General features: G+C 33.7%; 15 protein-coding genes and 1 pseudogene. 8 read left to right on the forward strand and 8 right to left on the reverse strand.

Annotated elements, in window-relative coordinates:
• Window positions 1-174: 174 nt before the first annotated feature.
• The 7 genes and pseudogenes from gyrB to secDF all read left to right on the forward strand — a co-directional run bounded on the left by gyrB (window position 175) and on the right by secDF (window position 9,223).
• On the forward strand, window positions 175-2,124 hold the full coding sequence (gene gyrB / locus AC0L5U_RS19225; protein ID WP_473418036.1) for a DNA topoisomerase (ATP-hydrolyzing) subunit B: 1,950 nt from the start codon (window positions 175-177) through the stop codon (window positions 2,122-2,124).
• A gap of 151 nt (window positions 2,125-2,275) precedes the next feature.
• Window positions 2,276-3,169, forward strand: coding sequence for a DUF6588 family protein (locus tag AC0L5U_RS19230; RefSeq protein ID WP_473418037.1), 894 nt, complete (start codon window positions 2,276-2,278; stop codon window positions 3,167-3,169).
• Window positions 3,141-3,293: a DUF6588 family protein gene (locus tag AC0L5U_RS19235; RefSeq protein WP_473418038.1), complete on the forward strand. Its 153-nt coding sequence runs from the start codon at window positions 3,141-3,143 to the stop codon at window positions 3,291-3,293. Before AC0L5U_RS19230 ends, AC0L5U_RS19235 begins: the two co-directional genes overlap by 29 nt.
• A 206-nt stretch (window positions 3,294-3,499) precedes the next feature.
• Window positions 3,500-4,427: pseudogene (locus AC0L5U_RS19240) on the forward strand (malate dehydrogenase).
• Window positions 4,428-4,497: 70 nt separating this feature from the next.
• Complete coding sequence (locus AC0L5U_RS19245) at window positions 4,498-5,343, forward strand: SecDF P1 head subdomain-containing protein (protein ID WP_473418039.1); 846 nt, start codon at window positions 4,498-4,500, stop codon at window positions 5,341-5,343.
• Between the two features lie 140 nt (window positions 5,344-5,483).
• Window positions 5,484-5,780 (forward strand): hypothetical protein, encoded by a 297-nt coding sequence (locus tag AC0L5U_RS19250; protein WP_473418040.1) that lies wholly within the window; start codon window positions 5,484-5,486, stop codon window positions 5,778-5,780.
• A gap of 464 nt (window positions 5,781-6,244) precedes the next feature.
• Window positions 6,245-9,223, forward strand: a complete 2,979-nt coding sequence (secDF, locus tag AC0L5U_RS19255) for a protein translocase subunit SecDF (RefSeq protein WP_473418041.1) — start codon at window positions 6,245-6,247, stop codon at window positions 9,221-9,223.
• 351 nt (window positions 9,224-9,574) lie between these two features.
• On the opposite strand, the gene AC0L5U_RS19260 is transcribed toward secDF, so the two are convergent.
• The 8 genes from AC0L5U_RS19260 to AC0L5U_RS19295 all read right to left on the reverse strand — a co-directional run bounded on the left by AC0L5U_RS19260 (window position 9,575) and on the right by AC0L5U_RS19295 (window position 17,709).
• Window positions 9,575-10,042: a hypothetical protein gene (locus tag AC0L5U_RS19260; protein WP_473418042.1), complete on the reverse strand. Its 468-nt coding sequence runs from the start codon at window positions 10,040-10,042 to the stop codon at window positions 9,575-9,577.
• A 273-nt stretch (window positions 10,043-10,315) separates the two neighbouring features.
• Window positions 10,316-10,885 carry a hypothetical protein gene (locus AC0L5U_RS19265; RefSeq protein WP_473418043.1) on the reverse strand — a complete coding sequence of 190 codons (570 nt, stop codon included), beginning with the start codon at window positions 10,883-10,885 and terminating at the stop codon, window positions 10,316-10,318.
• Window positions 10,886-11,068: 183 nt separating this feature from the next.
• Entirely contained in the window at window positions 11,069-13,690 is a 2,622-nt protein-coding gene (locus AC0L5U_RS19270) for an MGH1-like glycoside hydrolase domain-containing protein (RefSeq protein WP_473418044.1), read from the reverse strand.
• A gap of 418 nt (window positions 13,691-14,108) precedes the next feature.
• A complete protein-coding gene (locus tag AC0L5U_RS19275) occupies window positions 14,109-14,654 on the reverse strand; it encodes a hypothetical protein (protein ID WP_473418045.1) in 546 nt (181 codons plus the stop codon).
• A 69-nt stretch (window positions 14,655-14,723) separates the two neighbouring features.
• A complete protein-coding gene (locus AC0L5U_RS19280) occupies window positions 14,724-15,287 on the reverse strand; it encodes a hypothetical protein (RefSeq protein WP_473418046.1) in 564 nt (187 codons plus the stop codon).
• Window positions 15,288-15,503: 216 nt separating this feature from the next.
• A complete protein-coding gene (locus AC0L5U_RS19285; RefSeq protein WP_473418047.1) occupies window positions 15,504-16,043 on the reverse strand; it encodes a dihydrofolate reductase family protein in 540 nt (179 codons plus the stop codon).
• Window positions 16,044-16,181: 138 nt separating this feature from the next.
• Window positions 16,182-16,331 carry a hypothetical protein gene (locus tag AC0L5U_RS19290; RefSeq protein ID WP_473418048.1) on the reverse strand — a complete coding sequence of 50 codons (150 nt, stop codon included), beginning with the start codon at window positions 16,329-16,331 and terminating at the stop codon, window positions 16,182-16,184.
• A 163-nt stretch (window positions 16,332-16,494) separates the two neighbouring features.
• Window positions 16,495-17,709, reverse strand: a complete 1,215-nt coding sequence (locus AC0L5U_RS19295) for an RsmB/NOP family class I SAM-dependent RNA methyltransferase (protein ID WP_473418049.1) — start codon at window positions 17,707-17,709, stop codon at window positions 16,495-16,497.
• 306 nt (window positions 17,710-18,015) lie between these two features.
• Here AC0L5U_RS19295 and AC0L5U_RS19300 point away from each other — a divergent pair, with 306 nt between their 5' ends.
• Window positions 18,016-18,594 (forward strand): RNA polymerase sigma factor, encoded by a 579-nt coding sequence (locus tag AC0L5U_RS19300; protein WP_473418050.1) that lies wholly within the window; start codon window positions 18,016-18,018, stop codon window positions 18,592-18,594.
• Window positions 18,595-18,616: the final 22 nt, after the last annotated feature.

Here is an 18,616-nt window from a genome sequence, read left to right on the forward strand (position 1 = left end):
AGACAAATAGAGAGTCTGGATTGGTTTTGAGCATGAATTTGGCAAGTGGGTGCGTTAGGGATTGAACGGCATGTTTGAACTCCCCGACTTAGGAGGGAGCGAGTAGTGAAAGCCCGACCCTTGGGTAACGCCCAAATAATTAAAATGAATAATAAAATTAACTAAATAGATGATATGAGCGAAGGTAAAGAAGAGTTTAATAAGCATAACTATTCGGCTGATAGTATTCAGGCTTTAGAAGGTATGGAGCATGTTCGTATGCGCCCATCGATGTACATTGGAGATGTTGGTACGCGAGGTTTACACCATTTGGTTTATGAGGTGGTGGATAACTCGATTGATGAAGCTTTAGCAGGACATTGTAACAATATTACTGTTATTATTAATGAGGATAACTCGATTACTACGGAAGATGATGGTCGTGGTATTCCAGTAGATTTGCATAAGAAAGAAGGTGTGTCTGCACTTGAGGTTGTTATGACTAAAATTGGGGCAGGTGGTAAGTTTGATAAAGATTCTTATAAGGTTTCTGGTGGTTTGCACGGTGTTGGTGTGAGTTGTGTAAATGCATTATCTGAACATTTAAAAGCCACGGTTTACAGAAATGGGAATATTTACGAGCAAGAATATGAGCGTGGTAAAACGTTATATCCTGTAAAAACAGTAGGAGAAACCGATAAACGAGGAACTACGGTTACGTTTAGACCAGATCCTACGATTTTTACGCAGACTTTAGAGTATAATTATGATACTTTGGCGAGTAGATTGCGTGAGTTAGCGTATTTGAATAAAGGTATTACGGTGCATTTAGTTGATAGACGAAACAAAAAAGAGGATGGCGAATTTGAAGGCGAAACATTTCATTCTGAAGAAGGTTTAAAAGAATTTATTCAGTATTTGGATGCGACGCGTGAACCATTAATGAAAGATGTAATTGCTTTTGAAGGTGAAAAGAATGGTGTGCCTGTTGAGGTTGCTATGATTTACAACACATCTTACGCTGAAAACTTACATTCTTATGTGAATAATATTAATACACATGAGGGTGGAACACATTTATCTGGTTTCCGTCGTGGATTAACACATACGCTTAAAAAGTATGCGGATGAATCTGGTATGTTAGATAAATTGAAATTTGATATTGCTGGAGATGATTTCCGTGAAGGATTGACTGCTATTGTTTCGGTAAAAGTACAAGAACCACAATTTGAAGGACAGACTAAAACAAAATTAGGTAACCGTGAGGTTTCTGCTTCTGTAAGTCAGGCAGTTTCTGAAATGTTGACTGATTATTTGGAAGAACACCCAGATGACGCTAAAACCATTGTTCAGAAAGTAATTCTTGCTGCTCAAGCGCGTCATGCAGCTCAAAAGGCTCGTGAAATGGTGCAGCGTAAAACGGTAATGAGTATTGGTGGTCTGCCAGGGAAATTATCTGACTGTTCTGAGCAAGACCCAGCAAAATGTGAAGTATTTCTTGTTGAGGGAGATTCGGCAGGTGGTACTGCAAAACAAGGTCGTGATAGAGCATTTCAAGCGATTTTACCATTAAGGGGTAAGATTTTGAATGTTGAAAAAGCGATGACACACAAGGTTTTTGAAAATGAGGAGATTAAAAATATTTTCACAGCGCTTGGCGTCACTATTGGAACGGAAGAAGATAGTAAAGCTTTAAACTTATCGAAATTACGCTACCATAAAGTTGTAATTATGTGTGATGCCGATATTGATGGTAGCCACATTGCAACATTAATTTTGACCTTCTTCTTTAGATATATGAAGGAATTAATTGAAAACGGACATATATACATAGCTACACCTCCTTTATACTTAGTAAAGCGTGGTGCTAAAAAACAATATGCGTGGAGTGATGCTGAACGCGACGTCATTGTTGGTGAGTTTGGAGATGGTTCTAAAATACAACGTTATAAAGGTCTTGGGGAAATGAATGCCGAGCAACTTTGGGATACTACTATGAATCCTGAGTATAGAACAATGCGTTTAGTTCAAATAGATAATGGTACTGAAGCTGATAGAATTTTTTCTATGCTAATGGGCGATGAGGTGCCACCTCGTAGAGAGTTTATTGAGAAAAATGCTATTTATGCTAATATTGATGCATAGTTAAAAAACAAAAACAACCTTTAAATAACCCTGATATTTTAATGTCAGGGTTATTTTTTTGTCAATAAACACGTTTAAATGCATTTTTTTCGATAAAATGTTTATTTGTGTGATTTTTTCCTATGTTTGTATCACCAAATCTTAATAACCAATGAAAAAATTAAGCCTACTTATTTTACTTGCTTTAGTGGCAACTAGTTTAAAAGCTCAAAATGATATTGATGCACTTCTTGCAGCTGGTGCGGAAGATGCTGAACGCTTTGCAGATGATTATCTAAAACCAGCTTCTAACGGAATAATGCATAGTATGAATGCGAACTGGTTTAATTCTGCTAAAGTTAAGCCTCTAGGTGGCTTTGAAATTTCTATAATTGCAAATGCTTCTTTAATTAAGGATGAAAACAAATCATTCTTAATGAATACAGATTTATATAATAATGTAGAATTTGACCAAGGTGGAAGTTCTCAAATGGTGGCTTCGGCTTTAGGGGAAAATGATCCTGACGTTGAGGTAATCGTTACCTATGATGACCCAATATTTGGTCAACAACAACAAACTATAACTTTACCAACAGGTATTGGTTCAGAAAATATAAATATGTTGCCTACAGCTTTTTTACAAGGAGCATTAGGACTTAGCAGCGGTATTGAATTAAAAGCACGTTTTGTGCCTAAAATTGAAACTGATGATGTTGAGTTAAGTATGTATGGTGCGGGATTACAAGTAGAATTTACAGATTGGTTACCAGCAGATAAGTTATGGCCCATTGCAATTTCTGGATTAGTAGCTTACACACACTTAGATGCTAGATACGATTTAACTGAATCATCAGGAATTCAAGGAGATAATCAACGCTTAGAAACAGATACAAATACTTGGTTATTACAATTAATAGCTTCAACCAAATTGCCAGTAATTAATTTTTACGGAGGTGTTGGTTATATTAAAGGGAAGTCAAATTCTGATGCCTTAGGAACTTATAGGATTTCTAATGGTGTTTTAACTTCAGATCCAATTGTTGGACCCTTTTTCAGTTTCAAGTGAAGTTTCAGCTGTAAGAGGTACCATAGGAACAAAATTAAAATTAGGCTTTTTTAGGCTTAATGCGGAATATCATGTATCAGAATTTGATGCCTTTTCATTAGGTATCAACTTCGGATTTAGATAGAAAATTATTTTCATATATATAATTTAGTTTTTTTAGTTAGTTTTTATTTAATTTAGTTAGAAGAAGTGTATGATTTAATCATGCACTTCTTTCGTTTAAAGTAGAATAATTAGTAATTTTGCATGACTAAAATCATAAAATATAATTGTTCTCAATTTTATATTTGTGGTGTTAAAATTCAATAAAAATAACCTAAAAATAATATTATGAAAGTTACAGTAGTTGGAGCAGGAGCAGTAGGCGCAAGTTGTGCTGAGTATATAGCAATTAAAGATTTTGCATCTGAAGTTGTATTGTTAGACATTAAGGAAGGCTATGCAGAAGGTAAAGCTATGGATTTAATGCAATGCGCATCTTTAAATGGTTTTGATACAAAAATTACAGGTGTAACAAATGATTACAGTAAAACAGCAAATAGTGATATTTGTGTCATCACTTCTGGTATTCCACGTAAACCAGGAATGACTCGCGAGGAATTAATTGGTATAAACGCAGGTATTGTTAAGTCAGCGCCAAGTAGTTTATTAGAGCATTCTCCAAATATGGTGCTTATTGGTGGTAAGTAACCCTATGGACACAATGACGTATTTAGCGCATAAAACATTAGATATTCCAAAAAATAGAATCATTGGAATGGGTGGAGCTTTAGATTCTGCACGTTTTAAATACAGATTAGCTGAAGCTTTGGGCGCGCCTATTAGTGATGTAGATGGTATGGTAGTTGGAGGTCATAGTGATACTGGAATGGTACCACTAACAAGTCAAGCTTCAAGAAACAGTATTAAAGTATCTGAGTTTTTAACTGATGATCGTTTAGAACAAGTTGCTGCAGATACTAAAGTAGGTGGTGCAACACTTACAGGTCTTTTAGGTACTTCTGCTTGGTATGCTCCGGGAGCTGCGGTAAGTGGTTTGGTTCAAGCCATTGCTTGCGACCAAAAGAAAATGTTTCCTTGTTCAACTTTCTTAGAAGGTGAATATGGATTGAATAATATCTGTATAGGAGTTCCTGTAATTTTAGGAAAAAACGGTATTGAAAGAATAGTTGATGTGCCTTTAAGTGATGCTGAAAAAGCACATATGAAAGCTAGTGCAGAAGGTGTTACTAAAACTAATGGATTATTAGAATTATAGTAGTAATTACTTTTTAAATATATTTAGGCTATCAAATTTTTTTGGTAGCCTTTTTTATACCTTCATTTTTATGAAAAAAATATGTTGTTTACTTATAGTTGCTATTTTCTTATCATGTGATGCTTTTAAGCCTAAGCAAGAATTCCGGTTTGTTTTTGGTTTTGAAAATGAAAAAGCTATATCAAATATTGAATTGCTTCAAACTATTGAAGTTATAAAAAAGCGATTAGATAATTATGGACTTCAAAATGTAGTGAAACGTTTTGGAGAAAAAGATATAGAAGTCAATATCAAAGCTATAACTCTTGATGTTGATAGAGTTGATAAACTAATTTCTAATAGTGGAAAATTAGAGTTTTGGGAATTGTATGCAGGAACAGATTTATTTCCTTATTTATATGATGTAACTTCAGAAGTAACTAAAAATAGTGAAGACGGTAGTGTTGATGTGAAAACAATTTTCGATTTAGAATCTAATAAGGGTTATCGCGGAGGTGCTGAAGTAATTAGACTTTCAATAAAAGATACATCAAGATTCAATAAATTATTAAATAAAAAAGTGAACAGAATAAAATTACCCATAGATCAAAAAAACACTAAGTTTTTATGGGGAATTCCTGATGAAAACGATAATATAGCTTTATACGCAGCAAAATCAAATGGGGAAAATAAAGCACCACTAACAGGAGAAGTTATTACAAGTGCTCATCAAATGATTGGTTATGTAGGTAACCCAGAAATTTCTATTGAAATGAATAAAAAAGGGGCATTAATCTGGGAACGTATGACAGGAAAGGCTTTCCAGAATAGAACTTTTATCGCCATTACTCTAAATGATATCGTATATTCTGCTCCAGGAGTAACATCGGGACCAATTTCTGAGGGCGGTCTTCTATTTCTGGAAATTTTACTTTAGAAGAAGCTCGAGATTTAGCTGTGATTTTGTCATCTGGACAATCTATTCCTAAATTGAAGTTATTAGAGCATTCAGTCCTTAAAAACAGATAAACTTACCATGTTTTTAACTTACTATCTTTATTTTTTTATATTTGCCGCATGAGATTCAAAAGGTACATTGGTGCTATAGTTATTTTATTGGCTTTGTTGGGTATTCTACACCAGCAACAAAGTACACTTCCTAATCAGGAAATTGTACTTCAATTTAATAATGTTGATCTTTCTTCAGAAGATACGCAACATACAATTGGTCTTGTAGAGAAAGAGCTTCATGGTATTGGTGTTGATAATTTTCAGGTTACAGAAAATGAAAACGGACGATTAAAAATTACCTACTATAGTAATGCTGATGTTGCCATTATAAAACGAATCCTTTCCAAAAGGATAAGAGGCTGAATTAGGTAATTCTGATGACGAAGAAGCTCCTTTTGGTTTTCCTTTTGAAGACAATGAAAATACTGTAGCCTATAATCTAGATGTTCATGAAATCCAAAACGGACATGATGATAACTCAGGACTAGAAGGTATAACGCTTCAAGAGTTTAAACCTGAAGCTGCTAGATTTTACAATCCTAAAATAGTATCATCTGCATTGCAGATGGATATGCATAAGGTTGCTGCTATTTGTTTAGAAGCATTTAAAGTACACAAAACTATTGCGCTCGCAATAAAAGATCCACTTCGTAACATTCCTGAGAGTAGAGCAGGACCTATTTGTGCTTAGTGGTAAGTTATTCAAAGTAAAACTTTCCAAAAGCAGTTTCAAATATTTAGAGATTTAAAATCTAGATATCTCAAAAAAAGTATGGCTTTCATTCTATGTAAGCTATTAAAAACCTTATTTAAAATAATAATTAAAAATGCAAAACAAAGGACTAGTAAAATTGTTCGCTTTATTGTTTGGTTTGGTAAGTATCTACCAATTATCATTCACATTTAAAGCAAATCAAATTGAAAAAGAAGCTGAGGAATTGGCCATTAGTAAATTCCCAGAATCTGAAGACGATTATCGCACCAAAAGAAGTTTAGAAGAAATAAACTATTTGGAGGCAAAGGCTACTGATACAGTAATGGATATATTAGTTGCCGATTACACTTATAACGAAGTAAAGAAAAAAGCCATGAATCTTGGTTTAGACCTCAAAGGTGGTTTAAACGTAATTCTTCAAGTATCTGTAAAAGATATCTTAAAAGGATTGGCAAACAATACAAAAGATCCTGTTTTTAACACAGCTTTAGATAATGCATCAAAGCTTCAAGAAGACAGTCAGAATACTTATTTAGAAGATTTCTTTATCGCTTTTGATGCTATTAAAGGTGATAAAAAATTAGCATCTCCAGACATTTTTTACACAAAAGCATTGGATGGAGAGATTGATGGAAGTATGACAGATGAAGACGTTAAAGGTATTATAGAAACTAAAATAGACGAGTCTATCGTTTCTGCTTTTGAAGTTTTACGTAAACGTATTGATGAGTTTGGGGTAACACAACCAAACATTCAACGTTTAGGAAACTCTGGTCGTATTTTAGTAGAACTTCCAGGTGTTAAAGATATTGAACGTGCAACTACTTTATTACAAAGTACAGCACAATTACAGTTTTGGGAAGTAAACAGAAATCAGGCTCTTTTCAACTTTATAAATCAAGCCAACGAGACTTTAAAAAGTATTGTTAATACTAAAACTCAAGAAGAAGAGCAGGAACCTCAAGATGACCAAGATGCAACAGATGCTAAAATTGATGACCTTTTAGGAGATGCTGTAACAGATTCTACTGCAGTTGAAACCTCAGTTGAGCCATTAGCTAGTTTATTGTTCAGGTCTCCAAATACTGCCGCAATTGCTGCATTAAATATCAAAGATAAAGAGCAAGTAAAGGAATATTTAAGCCTTCCTAAAGTTAGATCGTTGTTACCAGCAGAGTTACGCTATACTAAGTTTGCTTTTGGTAAGCCAGAAAAAAATAGTGAGGTTGTAGATTTATATGCCTTAGTAGGAAATAGAGATGATGTGCCAGAATTAAGTGGTGCAGTAATTACAGATGCTAGAAATGCATATGGACAAACTGGAGAACCAGAAGTATCTATGCAAATGAATTCTAAAGGTGCTAAAATTTGGGAAGAAATGACCACAAAAGCATTTAATGAAAAAGGATTTATTGCTATTACTTTAGATGATATTGTGTATTCTGCACCTGGTGTAAGCAATGGTCCAATTTCTGGAGGACGTTCATCAATTTCGGGTAATTTCGAATTAAATGAAGCGATAGATTTAGCAAACGTACTGCGTGCAGGTAAATTACCTGCATCGGCAGATATTATTCAAAGTGAAGTTGTTGGACCATCTTTAGGTCAAGAAGCAATTGATAGTGGTACAATGTCTTTCTTAATTGCATTGGTATTAGTATTAGTATGGATGATTTTCTACTACGGAAAGGCAGGTGGTTTCGCAGATCTTGCTATGTTATTAAACATCTTGTTAATCTTTGGAATTTTATCAGGATTAGGTGCTGTATTAACCTTACCTGGTATTGCAGGTATTGTTTTAACCATTGGTATGTCGGTAGATGCAAACGTACTTATCTTCGAGCGTATTCGAGAGGAATTAGCTAAAGGTAAAGGACAAAAAGAAGCAGTTAGAGACGGTTTTAGTAATGCATTATCATCCATTTTGGATGCGAACATTACAACAGGTTTAACAGCTTTAATTTTATTCATCTTCGGTACGGGACCAATTAAAGGTTTCGCAACTACATTATTAATAGGTATTGCAACATCATTGTTTACAGCAATCTTTATCACAAGATTATTGGTAGATTGGTATACAAACAGAGGGGGAAAATTAGACTTCTCTACAGCTATTACTAAAAATCTTTTCAGAAATATTAATATTCAGTTCTTGAAAAAACGTAAAATAGCTTACATTATTTCAGGAGCTTTTATTTTATTAAGTTTAGGTTCTTTATTTACAAATAAGTTAGATCAAGGTGTAGATTTCGTTGGAGGTAGAACATACCAAGTGCGTTTCGCGCAAGATATGAATGCATCTGAAATCACAAAAGTATTATCAGATCCAGCAGTTTTCAGTAGTGCAAATGCAAAAACATTTGGAGACGAGAATCAATTAAAAATTACTACTAAATACAAAGTAAACGAAACAGGTGCAGAAGTAGATGAAGAAATAAGATCTAGACTATTCAAAGCCTTACAACCATATTTCGATGGGATGACATATGATGATTTCATCAGCGATTCTGAATCAAAAACCATTGGTTTAATGCGAAACGATAAAGTAAGTCCAACCATTGCCGATGATATTAAAAAAGCATCGTTCTGGGCAATTTTAGGGTCGTTAATCGTTGTATTCTTATACATTTTAATCCGTTTTAAAAAATGGCAATACTCTCTAGGAGCAGTAGCGGCAGTATTCCACGATGTATTAATCGTATTGGGTATCTTCTCGTTAACCTACAAATTCATGCCATTTAATATGGAAATCGATCAAGCCTTTATCGCAGCAATACTTACTGTAATTGGGTATTCATTAAATGATACCGTGGTAGTATTCGATAGAATTCGTGAGTTCTTTAACGAGCACACAAGTTGGGAGTTTGATCGTGTAGTAAATTCATCATTAAGCAGCACATTAAGTAGAACCTTAAATACATCATTAACAACATTAGTAGTGCTATTAGCAATATTTATCTTTGGTGGGGATTCCATCAGAGGTTTCATGTTCGCCTTAATAGTTGGTGTAATTGTAGGTACCTATTCATCGTTATTTATTGCAACACCAATAATGTACGATAGTGTAAAGAAATTAGAAGACAAGAAATAAGACTAACTCAAACATTTCTTTGTAAAAGCCTATCGACTTTATGTTGGTAGGCTTTTTTTTGCTTCGAGTGTACCGAATTTATTTCGGTATGTATCGAGAAGTTGGGCGTTACCCGAAAAGGGGTCGGGCTTTCACTACTCAATCCCTCCTTCGTTGGGGATTTCAAACATGCCGTTCAATCCCTAACGCGGGTTGGTTTGCTAACTTTTGGTTTATCCCAAAATTAATTTTGTACTCGGTAGGTCATTTTAGGTTAAGTTTAGAATAAGATAAATTATAAACTTTAATTTTTACTTTAAGAGTTTGTAAGTTTTAGTGATTATTTTTGAGAGAATTTGCTTTTTTTATTTGTTATATCCGAATGTTGTGCACAGTTTTTTTATTTTCATTACGTCCGATTATTGTTGTCAGTCCGATTAAAATTAGTGCTAAAATAAAGCCTTGAATCCAAGTCAGATAAAATCCACTCCAAGGTGAAGTCAACCAATCCGACTCTCTATCAGGTTCAAACTGTCTAATGCTAAAGTCGGCAAGAAAAATCACATGCCTTTCAAAATACCAACCAATTTTCATCATAATAGAAACAAAAAGTAGATAAAGAGGTTTTATTCCGATTTTTTTATAAAGTAAGGAAAATGGTAGTAAGATTGCTGAAAACATCATTATCCAATAATTCAGCCAATATTTTCCAGTTGCTCGATTCAGAAAAGAAGATTGGTCAGGATAAACAGTTATTCCAATTAAGAAATAAATTAAGTTGACAATTGCATATCCAATTATTATCCATTTGATAATTCGGTATGCTATTTTGAACTTCAACTTGTCTTTGAAAAAAAATTGAAAAGTTAGCAAAGTCAGAATCATTGCAGGTAAGCAATAAATCAGATTAGCGTTAATAAATTAAAGTATTCTGTCAAATATTTCCATTCAAGATTTTGGTTTGGTCAAATTGTGCACAACGGTCTCGTATAAGAATAGTGCGGTTTTGTGTGCGAGGATTTTCCGAAGGAAAATCAGACGTAACAAAATTGCACTAACCTTTGATTAAGCACTAAATTACGCATTATTTTTATGCGTTGTTGGCAATAGTACTTATTTTCTATTCAAGTCCTTTTTTGTCAATTCGGAAATGAATTCCGCTAATTTTTCGCCCAGTTTTATTGTTCCGATATCTATTAATTTAATATCCTTAAAGCTATTTTTTAATAATAAATGAACTCCTGGATTATATTTGTCAAATCTCTCTTGTTTTAATAGAATTTCATTGAAAGAATTAAAAGAATGAACAACACTTTTTTTGTTTAAAATCTCTTTTCTAAAATAGTCAATGGGAGTTATAGAAATTGTTTCTGTATTTGAGTCGATTTCAATTCTGTTGTTTACCGTGATGCGCTTAATTCTGCTGATTAAATTTATTGTAATCCAAAGAAATGATACACCTAAAAAGAATATTATAAATAAAAAGTCAAATGTAATTTTAGAGGTCGTAAAAGTTATAATCAAAGGAACAGAAATCAACAACAATAAATTTCCAATTAAGTCAATCAGTTTAATCCTTTTTGGTTCTATTGATATTATTCCGTCAAAATTGATTTCAGGATCTCTGAAGTAATTCCTTTCTTCTTTATAATGCTTTATGAATTTTTCTTGCTCAGGAGTCATTTCGGTATTATTGCCAACTCGTTATAAAGTAACTTTTATTGTCGATATCCCGCAAATAAGTCAGGATATGGTAACTTTTTTATTATCGATATCCTGTAAATATAACCAATATTTCCTACAAGCAAAACCAAAAAATCCTGATAGTTTTCTATCAGGATTTTCAATATTTATAAAATTCTATAATTAATCCTCATCCATTTCCATAATCAAATTAGCAATTAAGGCAGTCCAACCCGTTTGGTGCGATGCACCTAAACCTTTGCCGTTATCGCCATCAAAAAACTCATAGAATAAATGTAAATCTTTAAAATGTTCGTCTTTTGTAAAATGCTTATCTGCATTATCAGAATGGTATTGGAATTTACCGTTTATATCAGTTTCAAATAATTTTACCAAACGTTTAGTCAATTCGTTAGCAATCTGTTTAAGATTTAATTTTTTACCTGAACCCGTTGGAAATTCATATTGATATTCATCGCCATAAAATGTGTAATACTTTCGTAACGACTGAATTACCATGTAATTAAGTGGAATCCATATCGGGCCACGCCAGTTGGAATTCCCACCAAACATATTAGACTGACTCTCACCAGATTCGTACTGAATTTGATGATGCCCATGATGCTGAAACACAAACGGATGCTTTTCATGGTATTTAGATAACGAACGAATGCCGTAATCAGATAAAAATTCATCTTCATCCAATAAGCGTTTCAGTAAATGTTCCAATCTAAAACCACGCATAATGGCAAATAGGTAATTCCCATCATCATTAGGTGCATTCAAATTAGTAATTAACGACGCCAAATCTGGACGCGTTTCTATAATTTTATTTGCTCTATGTCTAAAATCTTGTAGTTCTGCAAAAAGGTCTTTGTGCATAATTTCAGCAGCAAACATTGGAATAACACCAACTAAAGAGCGCACTTTCAATCGGTCTGTAGCACCAGAATCCATTTCAACAACATCATAATAAAAGTTATCTTCATCATCCCAAAGTGAAATCTCTTTTTTGCCAATATGGTGCATTGCCCAAGCAATATTTAAGAAATGCCTAAAGAATTTAGCAGCAGACTCTTCATAAATTTTATTGGTTTTTGCTAATTCAAACGACATGCGCAACATGTTCAAGGCAAACATCGCCATCCAACTTGTGGCATCGGCTTGTTGCATTCTGGTAATTCCAGGTGGCATATGGTTACGATCAAAAACACCAATATTATCCAATCCTAAAAAACCACCTTCAAATAGACTAGTACCACTTTTATCTTTTTGATTTACCCACCATGTAAAATTAATAAGGAGTTTTTGGAAGGCTTTTTCTAAAAATTCGGTATCGCCTTTTCCTGTGTTGTTTTTATCCTTTTCATAAACATTCCAGACAGCATATGAATGCACAGGCGGATTTACATCACTAAAATTCCACTCGTAAGCAGGAATTTGTCCGTTGGGATGCATATAGTTTTCTTTTAAAACCAAAAGCAGTTGTTCTTTGGCAAAAAACGGATCAATATCTACAAATGATGCCATGTGAAATGCCAAATCCCAAGCTGCATACCATGGATATTCCCATTTATCAGGCATAGAAATTACATGTCTGTTGGTCAAGTGTTGCCAGTTGTAGTTTCGCATATTAGATCTATGCGGTTTACTTTCTCCTGGGCCTCCAAAAAGCCATTTATGTACATCGTTGTAATAAAACTGTTTGGTCCATAATAAACCAGAAAATGCACTTTTTGCAATGGCTTGATGAGTTTCTGGAATTTCAGATTTTATGGTTTCATTATAAAACTCCTCACATTCAGTAATTCTATCATGAAAAATGGTGTCAAAATCTGCCCAAGGGTTTTCTAATTTCGTTTTGCTAAGTCTTACTCTTATGGTTTTTTCCTCGCCAGCCTTAAGATTAAACTTGTACCACACCGCCATTTTAGAGCCGGTTTTTTTAGGGTTTACCGTTGGTTTACCATTAACAACATGGTCGTTTATACCATCTTTAACATAAGGCACATCATTCTTAAAATTGTAGATGCGCTTATTATTGGTTTCGTTATCACAGAATAACTGTTCGCCATTTTCATTATAAAGATAATAGTTTCCATTTCTCTTACTTTTAGTAATTACAGAGCTTTTAGAAGTAGACTTAATACTTGGTCGTGAGTGTTTTTTATTATGCTTCCAAAAATTACGAAACCAAAGGTGCGGTAACACATGAATTTCGGCAGCGGTATCGCCTCGATTTACAATGGTAACTTTCATTAAAACGTCCTCAATGTCAGCCTTAGCATATTCTATAAAACAATCAAAATAGGCATTGTTTTTAAAAGCAGGTGTATCCAGTAATTCATATTCAGGTTGCTCTCTTCCAGTTCGGTTTTTGCTAACCAAATCGCTGTACGGAAATGCACTATGCGGATATTTATACAAATACTTGCTATACGAATGTGTTGGAGACGACACCTGATGAAAATACAATTCCTTTACATCCTCTCCGTGGTTACCTTGGTTATTGGTTAACCCAAACAAACGCTCCTTTAAAATGGTGTCCTTACCATTCCAAAAAGCAGGCGCCAAACATAAAATTTCTTTATTATCGGTAAAACCAGCAATTCCTTCTTCTCCCCACCGGTAGGCGTTACTTCGGGCTTTCTCGTGGTCTATAAATTCCCAAGACTCTCCATGTTCGCTATAATCTTCTCTAACGGTTCCCCATTGTCTTTCTGCCAAATATGGGCCCCATTTTTTCCAATTTTTATAAGTGTCGGCAACTGCTAATCGTTGTGCTTCAATACCTTTTTGAATCATATATTCTATATAAAAATTTGCAATTTATAATTTAAGCTATAAAACAAGTTCACGATATGTTAAGTGCTTGTTATCATAGAATTTAGATGTAAAAATAATGTTAATTGTCAAAATATGGTCAATATGACAATAAGTATTGACTAATTGCTTTTTTTGATGGTTAGCTTTAGGTTTCTCGCAAAAAAAAGGGGTTAAAATTATTGAAATGATAGTATTAAAAGCAAGATTTTAGTAGAAGTAGCTTAAAATTTTAATTATTTGGGCGTTACCCGAAAAGGGTCGGAATTTCGGCAGTCTCCCGATTTAAATCAGGGTGCAAAAAAATGCCTTAATCCCTAACGCAACCTATCCGCAAAAGTGTTTTCTAACTGATAAATAGATTTTTTATTTGTTATATAAGCATGTTGTATAACGTTTTTTAATATTCTTTTTCTTTTTTTATTTCCCCGTTTTCATGATAAGTCGTCCAAACTCCATTTCTTTTTCCATTAATCCATGAACCTTCTTTGTATAAGTAAGATATTCCTAGATTACTTGAACATCTGTAAATAGAAGTCCATGTTTTAAAATTCATGTGGTCTTGTGATTCAAAAAACTCATCCAAAGACTTAGCTTTAGAATCAATTTCTGTGGTTACATATTCTAAAGTTTTATTCCCTTTTCGGTCAAATCCTTTCATAGATTTTATATTACCATAATTATCCAAACAGTATTCGTTTGCAACCTTTCCGTTTTTATAATATTGAACCATATTCCCAGTTCTGGACGAATAGTTTTCAGAACTATACTCGTAAGTTGTCCAACAGGTTGTCCACCATACTTTACCATTTTTGTAAAATGTAGTGTCTATTTCACAACTAACATGCTTTAAATCTTTTACAATTTCTAGAAACCTAGTCGTATGTTGAGCATTTGATAAATGACCAATTAGAAGTAAAAGAATGATTGTTAAAATGCTTTTCATTCAAATGTTATACAACGATCTTGTATAAAAATAGTTGCGGTTTTAAGACCATAAACTTTTCAGCTTAGATCAAAAATTATTGTTATTACTATCTTTTGTTTTAGCAGGTTTTCCACCATTATTTTTATACGTTGTTGGCACCAGTTTTTTATTTTTTTTAGATAACCATTCAAATCGTTTTAGCATATAATTATAACCTCTAATTTCAGATTCATTTTCAGAATTTTCCATTTTAGATTTTATATGATTTAATATTTCAGAGACTCTTTCTTTACTCAAGTCCAATCGTCCACTTGAAAGTCCTGTATCCATACTCTTTGATGCGCCTTCTATATATTCCTCAAAGTATTTAATTCCGGTTCTTTCTAACAACTCGTTAGCAAATAAATGATAACTATTATAGACTCCGAAAGTCTCATTTGCGCACTTTGATAATTCGAGATATAAGTCAAGTATTAACTTTTCGGAAGAGTAAGAGAAGTCATCTTTTATGGTTTCACAAAGTTGCATTCGGAAATCATAATTTTTATCTTCAAAATCATCTCCGTGTTTTCCATTCCAGTCAAATTTTATTCTGTCAAAATCTTTGTCAGAATAGTTTTGTGTAAATGTCTGGATTTCGTTTTTAGTCATTTTCTCAAATTGGTGCCAACTCGTTATATAGTAACTTTTATTGTCGATATCCCGCAAATAAGTCAGGATATGGTAACTTTTTTATTACTGACACCTTGTAAATATAATTAATTTTTCCTACAATTAAAATCCAAAAACCTGATAGTTTTCTATTATTCTTTTTATAATGATGAGATTCTGAATACTCCCAACGTTTCTGGACAGAATGACAAATGATTACCTTTTACGTTTATAACAACTCTGAACAATCTGATTGTAAAACACCTCTGTTTTAAGATGTTCAAACTCTAAAGGTTTTGGTAATACATTAAACAACTGAATGCCATCGCCTAAAATAATTGGAATGGTAGTTAGCCGCAATTCATCTATTAAATCGTGCTTTAAAAAGTTTTGAACCACGCTACCACCATCGATATACAAGGTTTTAAAACCTTTGTTGTGTATTGTTTCTAAAATATCAGTTTCTTTGCCTTGAAGCAACGTTACTTTGTCTTTAAGATTTTCGGGTATGTTTTTAATGGAATGGCTTAATACAAAAACAGGTTTAGTGTATGGCCAATCGATATCAAAACCAAGTACGGTTTTAAATGAGGTGCTTCCCATAACAATGGCATCAATTTCTTCCATTAAGGCATTAAAACCCATATCTAATTGGTCTGGATTTGGAATCATCTCTAACCAATCTAGTTCGCCATTATTACCAGCAATGTAATTGTCGATACTTTTCCCTAGGAATACGATGTTGTTTGGTTTCATTGAACCAAGATAATCAAGATGAGATTCTGAAACAAGTTCAGAATGACAAATCGTAATCTATTTGATGCTATTTTGTTCGTTTAATTTTTGGTGGATTTTGTCGTGTATCAAATTTGAATCAAATACTTTGAAATGGTACTATTTGTATTTGGTTAAAAGGTCAGAACTTTTTTTGTAGCGGTTATTTTCAAAATCAACTTCAGATTTTTTAACTCTGTTGTTTAATTCTTTTGTAGTAATTAGATTAAAACCGTTATGATAAAAAGACGACTTAGTTAGAGAATCCATGGGATTGAGCTTTATCCAAAAATAGGAAAGTCTTAGAATTTATGATTAAAAGTTTAAAAGATAACGTTTAGTCATGTCGAAATGAGGCACGATTGAGACATCACATAATTGATATGTGTTATGTGATTTCTCCTAGCGTCAAATGACTAAACAACTTTTTGTTTTACGCTTTACGTTCCAACAACGCCATATAAAATCCATCAAAACCATTTTCGTGGGCAAGAATTTTTTTGTCTTTGACCAACTCAAAATTTGCACCACCTTCAGATTTTAAAAAGGCCGTGACTTGATTTTGATTTTCCGATGGTAATACAGAACAGGTAGCATATACCAATTTACCACCTTCTTTTACCATTCTAGAATATTGTTGCAATACTTCTTGTTGGGTAACTCTAATTCTATCTAAAAACTCTGGTTCTAGTTTCCATTTGGCATCAGGGTTTCTACGTAAAACTCCCAATCCAGAACATGGTGCGTCAATTAGCACACGGTCGGCTTTATTGTATAATTTTTTGATTGGTTTTGTAGAATCAATCACTTTTAAATCAACGTTATGCACACCGTTTCTACGCGCTCTTACTTTTAGTTTTTTAAGCTTGCTTTCGTAAATATCCATAGCTACTATTTGCCCTTTGTTTTGCATTAAAGAAGCTATATGGAGTGTTTTTCCTCCTGCACCTGCACAGGTATCAACCACTTTCATACCTGGTGCTACATCTAGAAAATCGGCCACCAATTGTGAGGAAGCATCTTGCACCTCAAAATAGCCTTTTTTAAAGGCATCAGTTACAAATACATTAGCACGCTCTACCAATTTTAATGCTGAATCGTAACCTTTTATGAATTCGGTGTCTATGCCATCATCAGCTAATAAGTTTTGTAATTTCTCTTTGGTAATTTTTAAAGTGTTGGTTCTTAAAATAACGTCTGCTTTTTCATTTTGCATCGCTATTTCTTTAGTCCACTTGGATTCTCCTAATTCTGCTACACCAACTTCGTCAATCCAATCAGGAATAGATTCTCTTAGTTTTCTAACTTTTGAGAGTTCATCAAAACGTCCTTTTATTTTTCGTAAAGGTGTGTTTTCAAAGTATTTCCAATCTGGTAATGTAATGCCTTTTAAGGTTGCCCAAACTGCGAACATGCGCCATAGATTATCACGATCAAAAGGTTCTTTTACTTCTGCTATTTCTGCGTATAAGCGTTTCCAACGCACGATATCATAAACGGTTTCGGCTACAAATCCTCTATCACGAGAGCCCCAACGTTTGTCGCGCTTTAAGAGTTGTTGAATCACTTTATCAGCGTATTGCCCTTCGTTGAAGATTTGTGTTAGTCCGTCTATAACGGCGAAGCAAAGGTTTCTGTGTAATCGCATGGTGTTTTATTGAGGGTGCAAAGGTACGTTTTAATGTTTAATTGTGGATTTGTTTTAATTCTATTTGTTATTTCTTTACATTGCTTACTCTTGCGGATTGGGTTTGCCATTAAGTAAAGAAACTGCTTATGAGGACTTGTTCGCGTTAAGGATTGTAGTGGATAGCCCACAGCCCGACGTAGGAGGTGCGAGGACTAGGAACGGAAAGCCTGACCCGATAGAGGAGCGCCCAAATAAAAAAAATTTAATAAGCGCAAGTTTTACTTTTTTTAAGCATCTAAACTTGTATAAGTTTAATTTAGGTATTTGACAGAAAACGAATTTATAACTGGATTGCGAAACCATAATGCTAATGCTTATGGGAAGTTGATTGACGATTTTCAGCAGAAGGTGTTTGCTACATGTATGTCGTTTGTGCCCAATAAACAGGACGCTGAGGATATTGCTCAGGAGGTGTTTGTAGAGGTGTTTAACTCGATTGGTAAGTTTAAAGGGAACTCGAAATTATCTACTTGGATTTATAGGATTGCTACTAATAAATGTTTGGAGTTTATTAGAAAACGCAACACGAAAAAGCGGTTTGGGTTTATGCAATCGATTACGGGGAATGCCATTCCGGTGGATAAGACGAGCTATTTTACGGAGATGAATCATCCAGGGATTATTTTGGAGAATAAGGAGAAGAGTGAGACTTTGTTTCATGCAATTAATCAATTGCCTGATGCACAAAAGGTGGTGTTTACTTTGCATAAAGTGGATGGGAAAAGTTACCAGGAAATTAGTGATATTACTGAGAAAAGTGTGAGTTCTGTGGAGTCTTTAATGTTTCGTGCGAAGAAGAATTTACAGAAGCTTTTAGAAAATTTTTATAAAAATAACAGATAACGCAAGTTTTTAAAATTTATTG

The organism is Jejuia sp. G7-7 (assembly GCF_055808955.1).

What these genes read in the sequence shown, in the direction of transcription:
- gyrB (WP_473418036.1), top strand. Translation starts at nt 175, where the DNA reads ATGAGCGAAGGTAAAGAAGAGTTTAATAAGCATAACTATTCGGCTGAT.
- AC0L5U_RS19230 (WP_473418037.1), top strand. Translation starts at nt 2,276, where the DNA reads ATGAAAAAATTAAGCCTACTTATTTTACTTGCTTTAGTGGCAACTAGT.
- AC0L5U_RS19245 (WP_473418039.1), top strand. Translation starts at nt 4,498, where the DNA reads ATGAAAAAAATATGTTGTTTACTTATAGTTGCTATTTTCTTATCATGT.
- AC0L5U_RS19250 (WP_473418040.1), top strand. Translation starts at nt 5,484, where the DNA reads ATGAGATTCAAAAGGTACATTGGTGCTATAGTTATTTTATTGGCTTTG.
- secDF (WP_473418041.1), top strand. Translation starts at nt 6,245, where the DNA reads ATGCAAAACAAAGGACTAGTAAAATTGTTCGCTTTATTGTTTGGTTTG.
- AC0L5U_RS19265 (WP_473418043.1), bottom strand. Translation starts at nt 10,885, where the DNA reads ATGACTCCTGAGCAAGAAAAATTCATAAAGCATTATAAAGAAGAAAGG.
- AC0L5U_RS19270 (WP_473418044.1), bottom strand. Translation starts at nt 13,690, where the DNA reads ATGATTCAAAAAGGTATTGAAGCACAACGATTAGCAGTTGCCGACACT.
- AC0L5U_RS19275 (WP_473418045.1), bottom strand. Translation starts at nt 14,654, where the DNA reads ATGAAAAGCATTTTAACAATCATTCTTTTACTTCTAATTGGTCATTTA.
- AC0L5U_RS19280 (WP_473418046.1), bottom strand. Translation starts at nt 15,287, where the DNA reads ATGACTAAAAACGAAATCCAGACATTTACACAAAACTATTCTGACAAA.
- AC0L5U_RS19285 (WP_473418047.1), bottom strand. Translation starts at nt 16,043, where the DNA reads ATGAAACCAAACAACATCGTATTCCTAGGGAAAAGTATCGACAATTAC.
- AC0L5U_RS19290 (WP_473418048.1), bottom strand. Translation starts at nt 16,331, where the DNA reads ATGGATTCTCTAACTAAGTCGTCTTTTTATCATAACGGTTTTAATCTA.
- AC0L5U_RS19295 (WP_473418049.1), bottom strand. Translation starts at nt 17,709, where the DNA reads ATGCGATTACACAGAAACCTTTGCTTCGCCGTTATAGACGGACTAACA.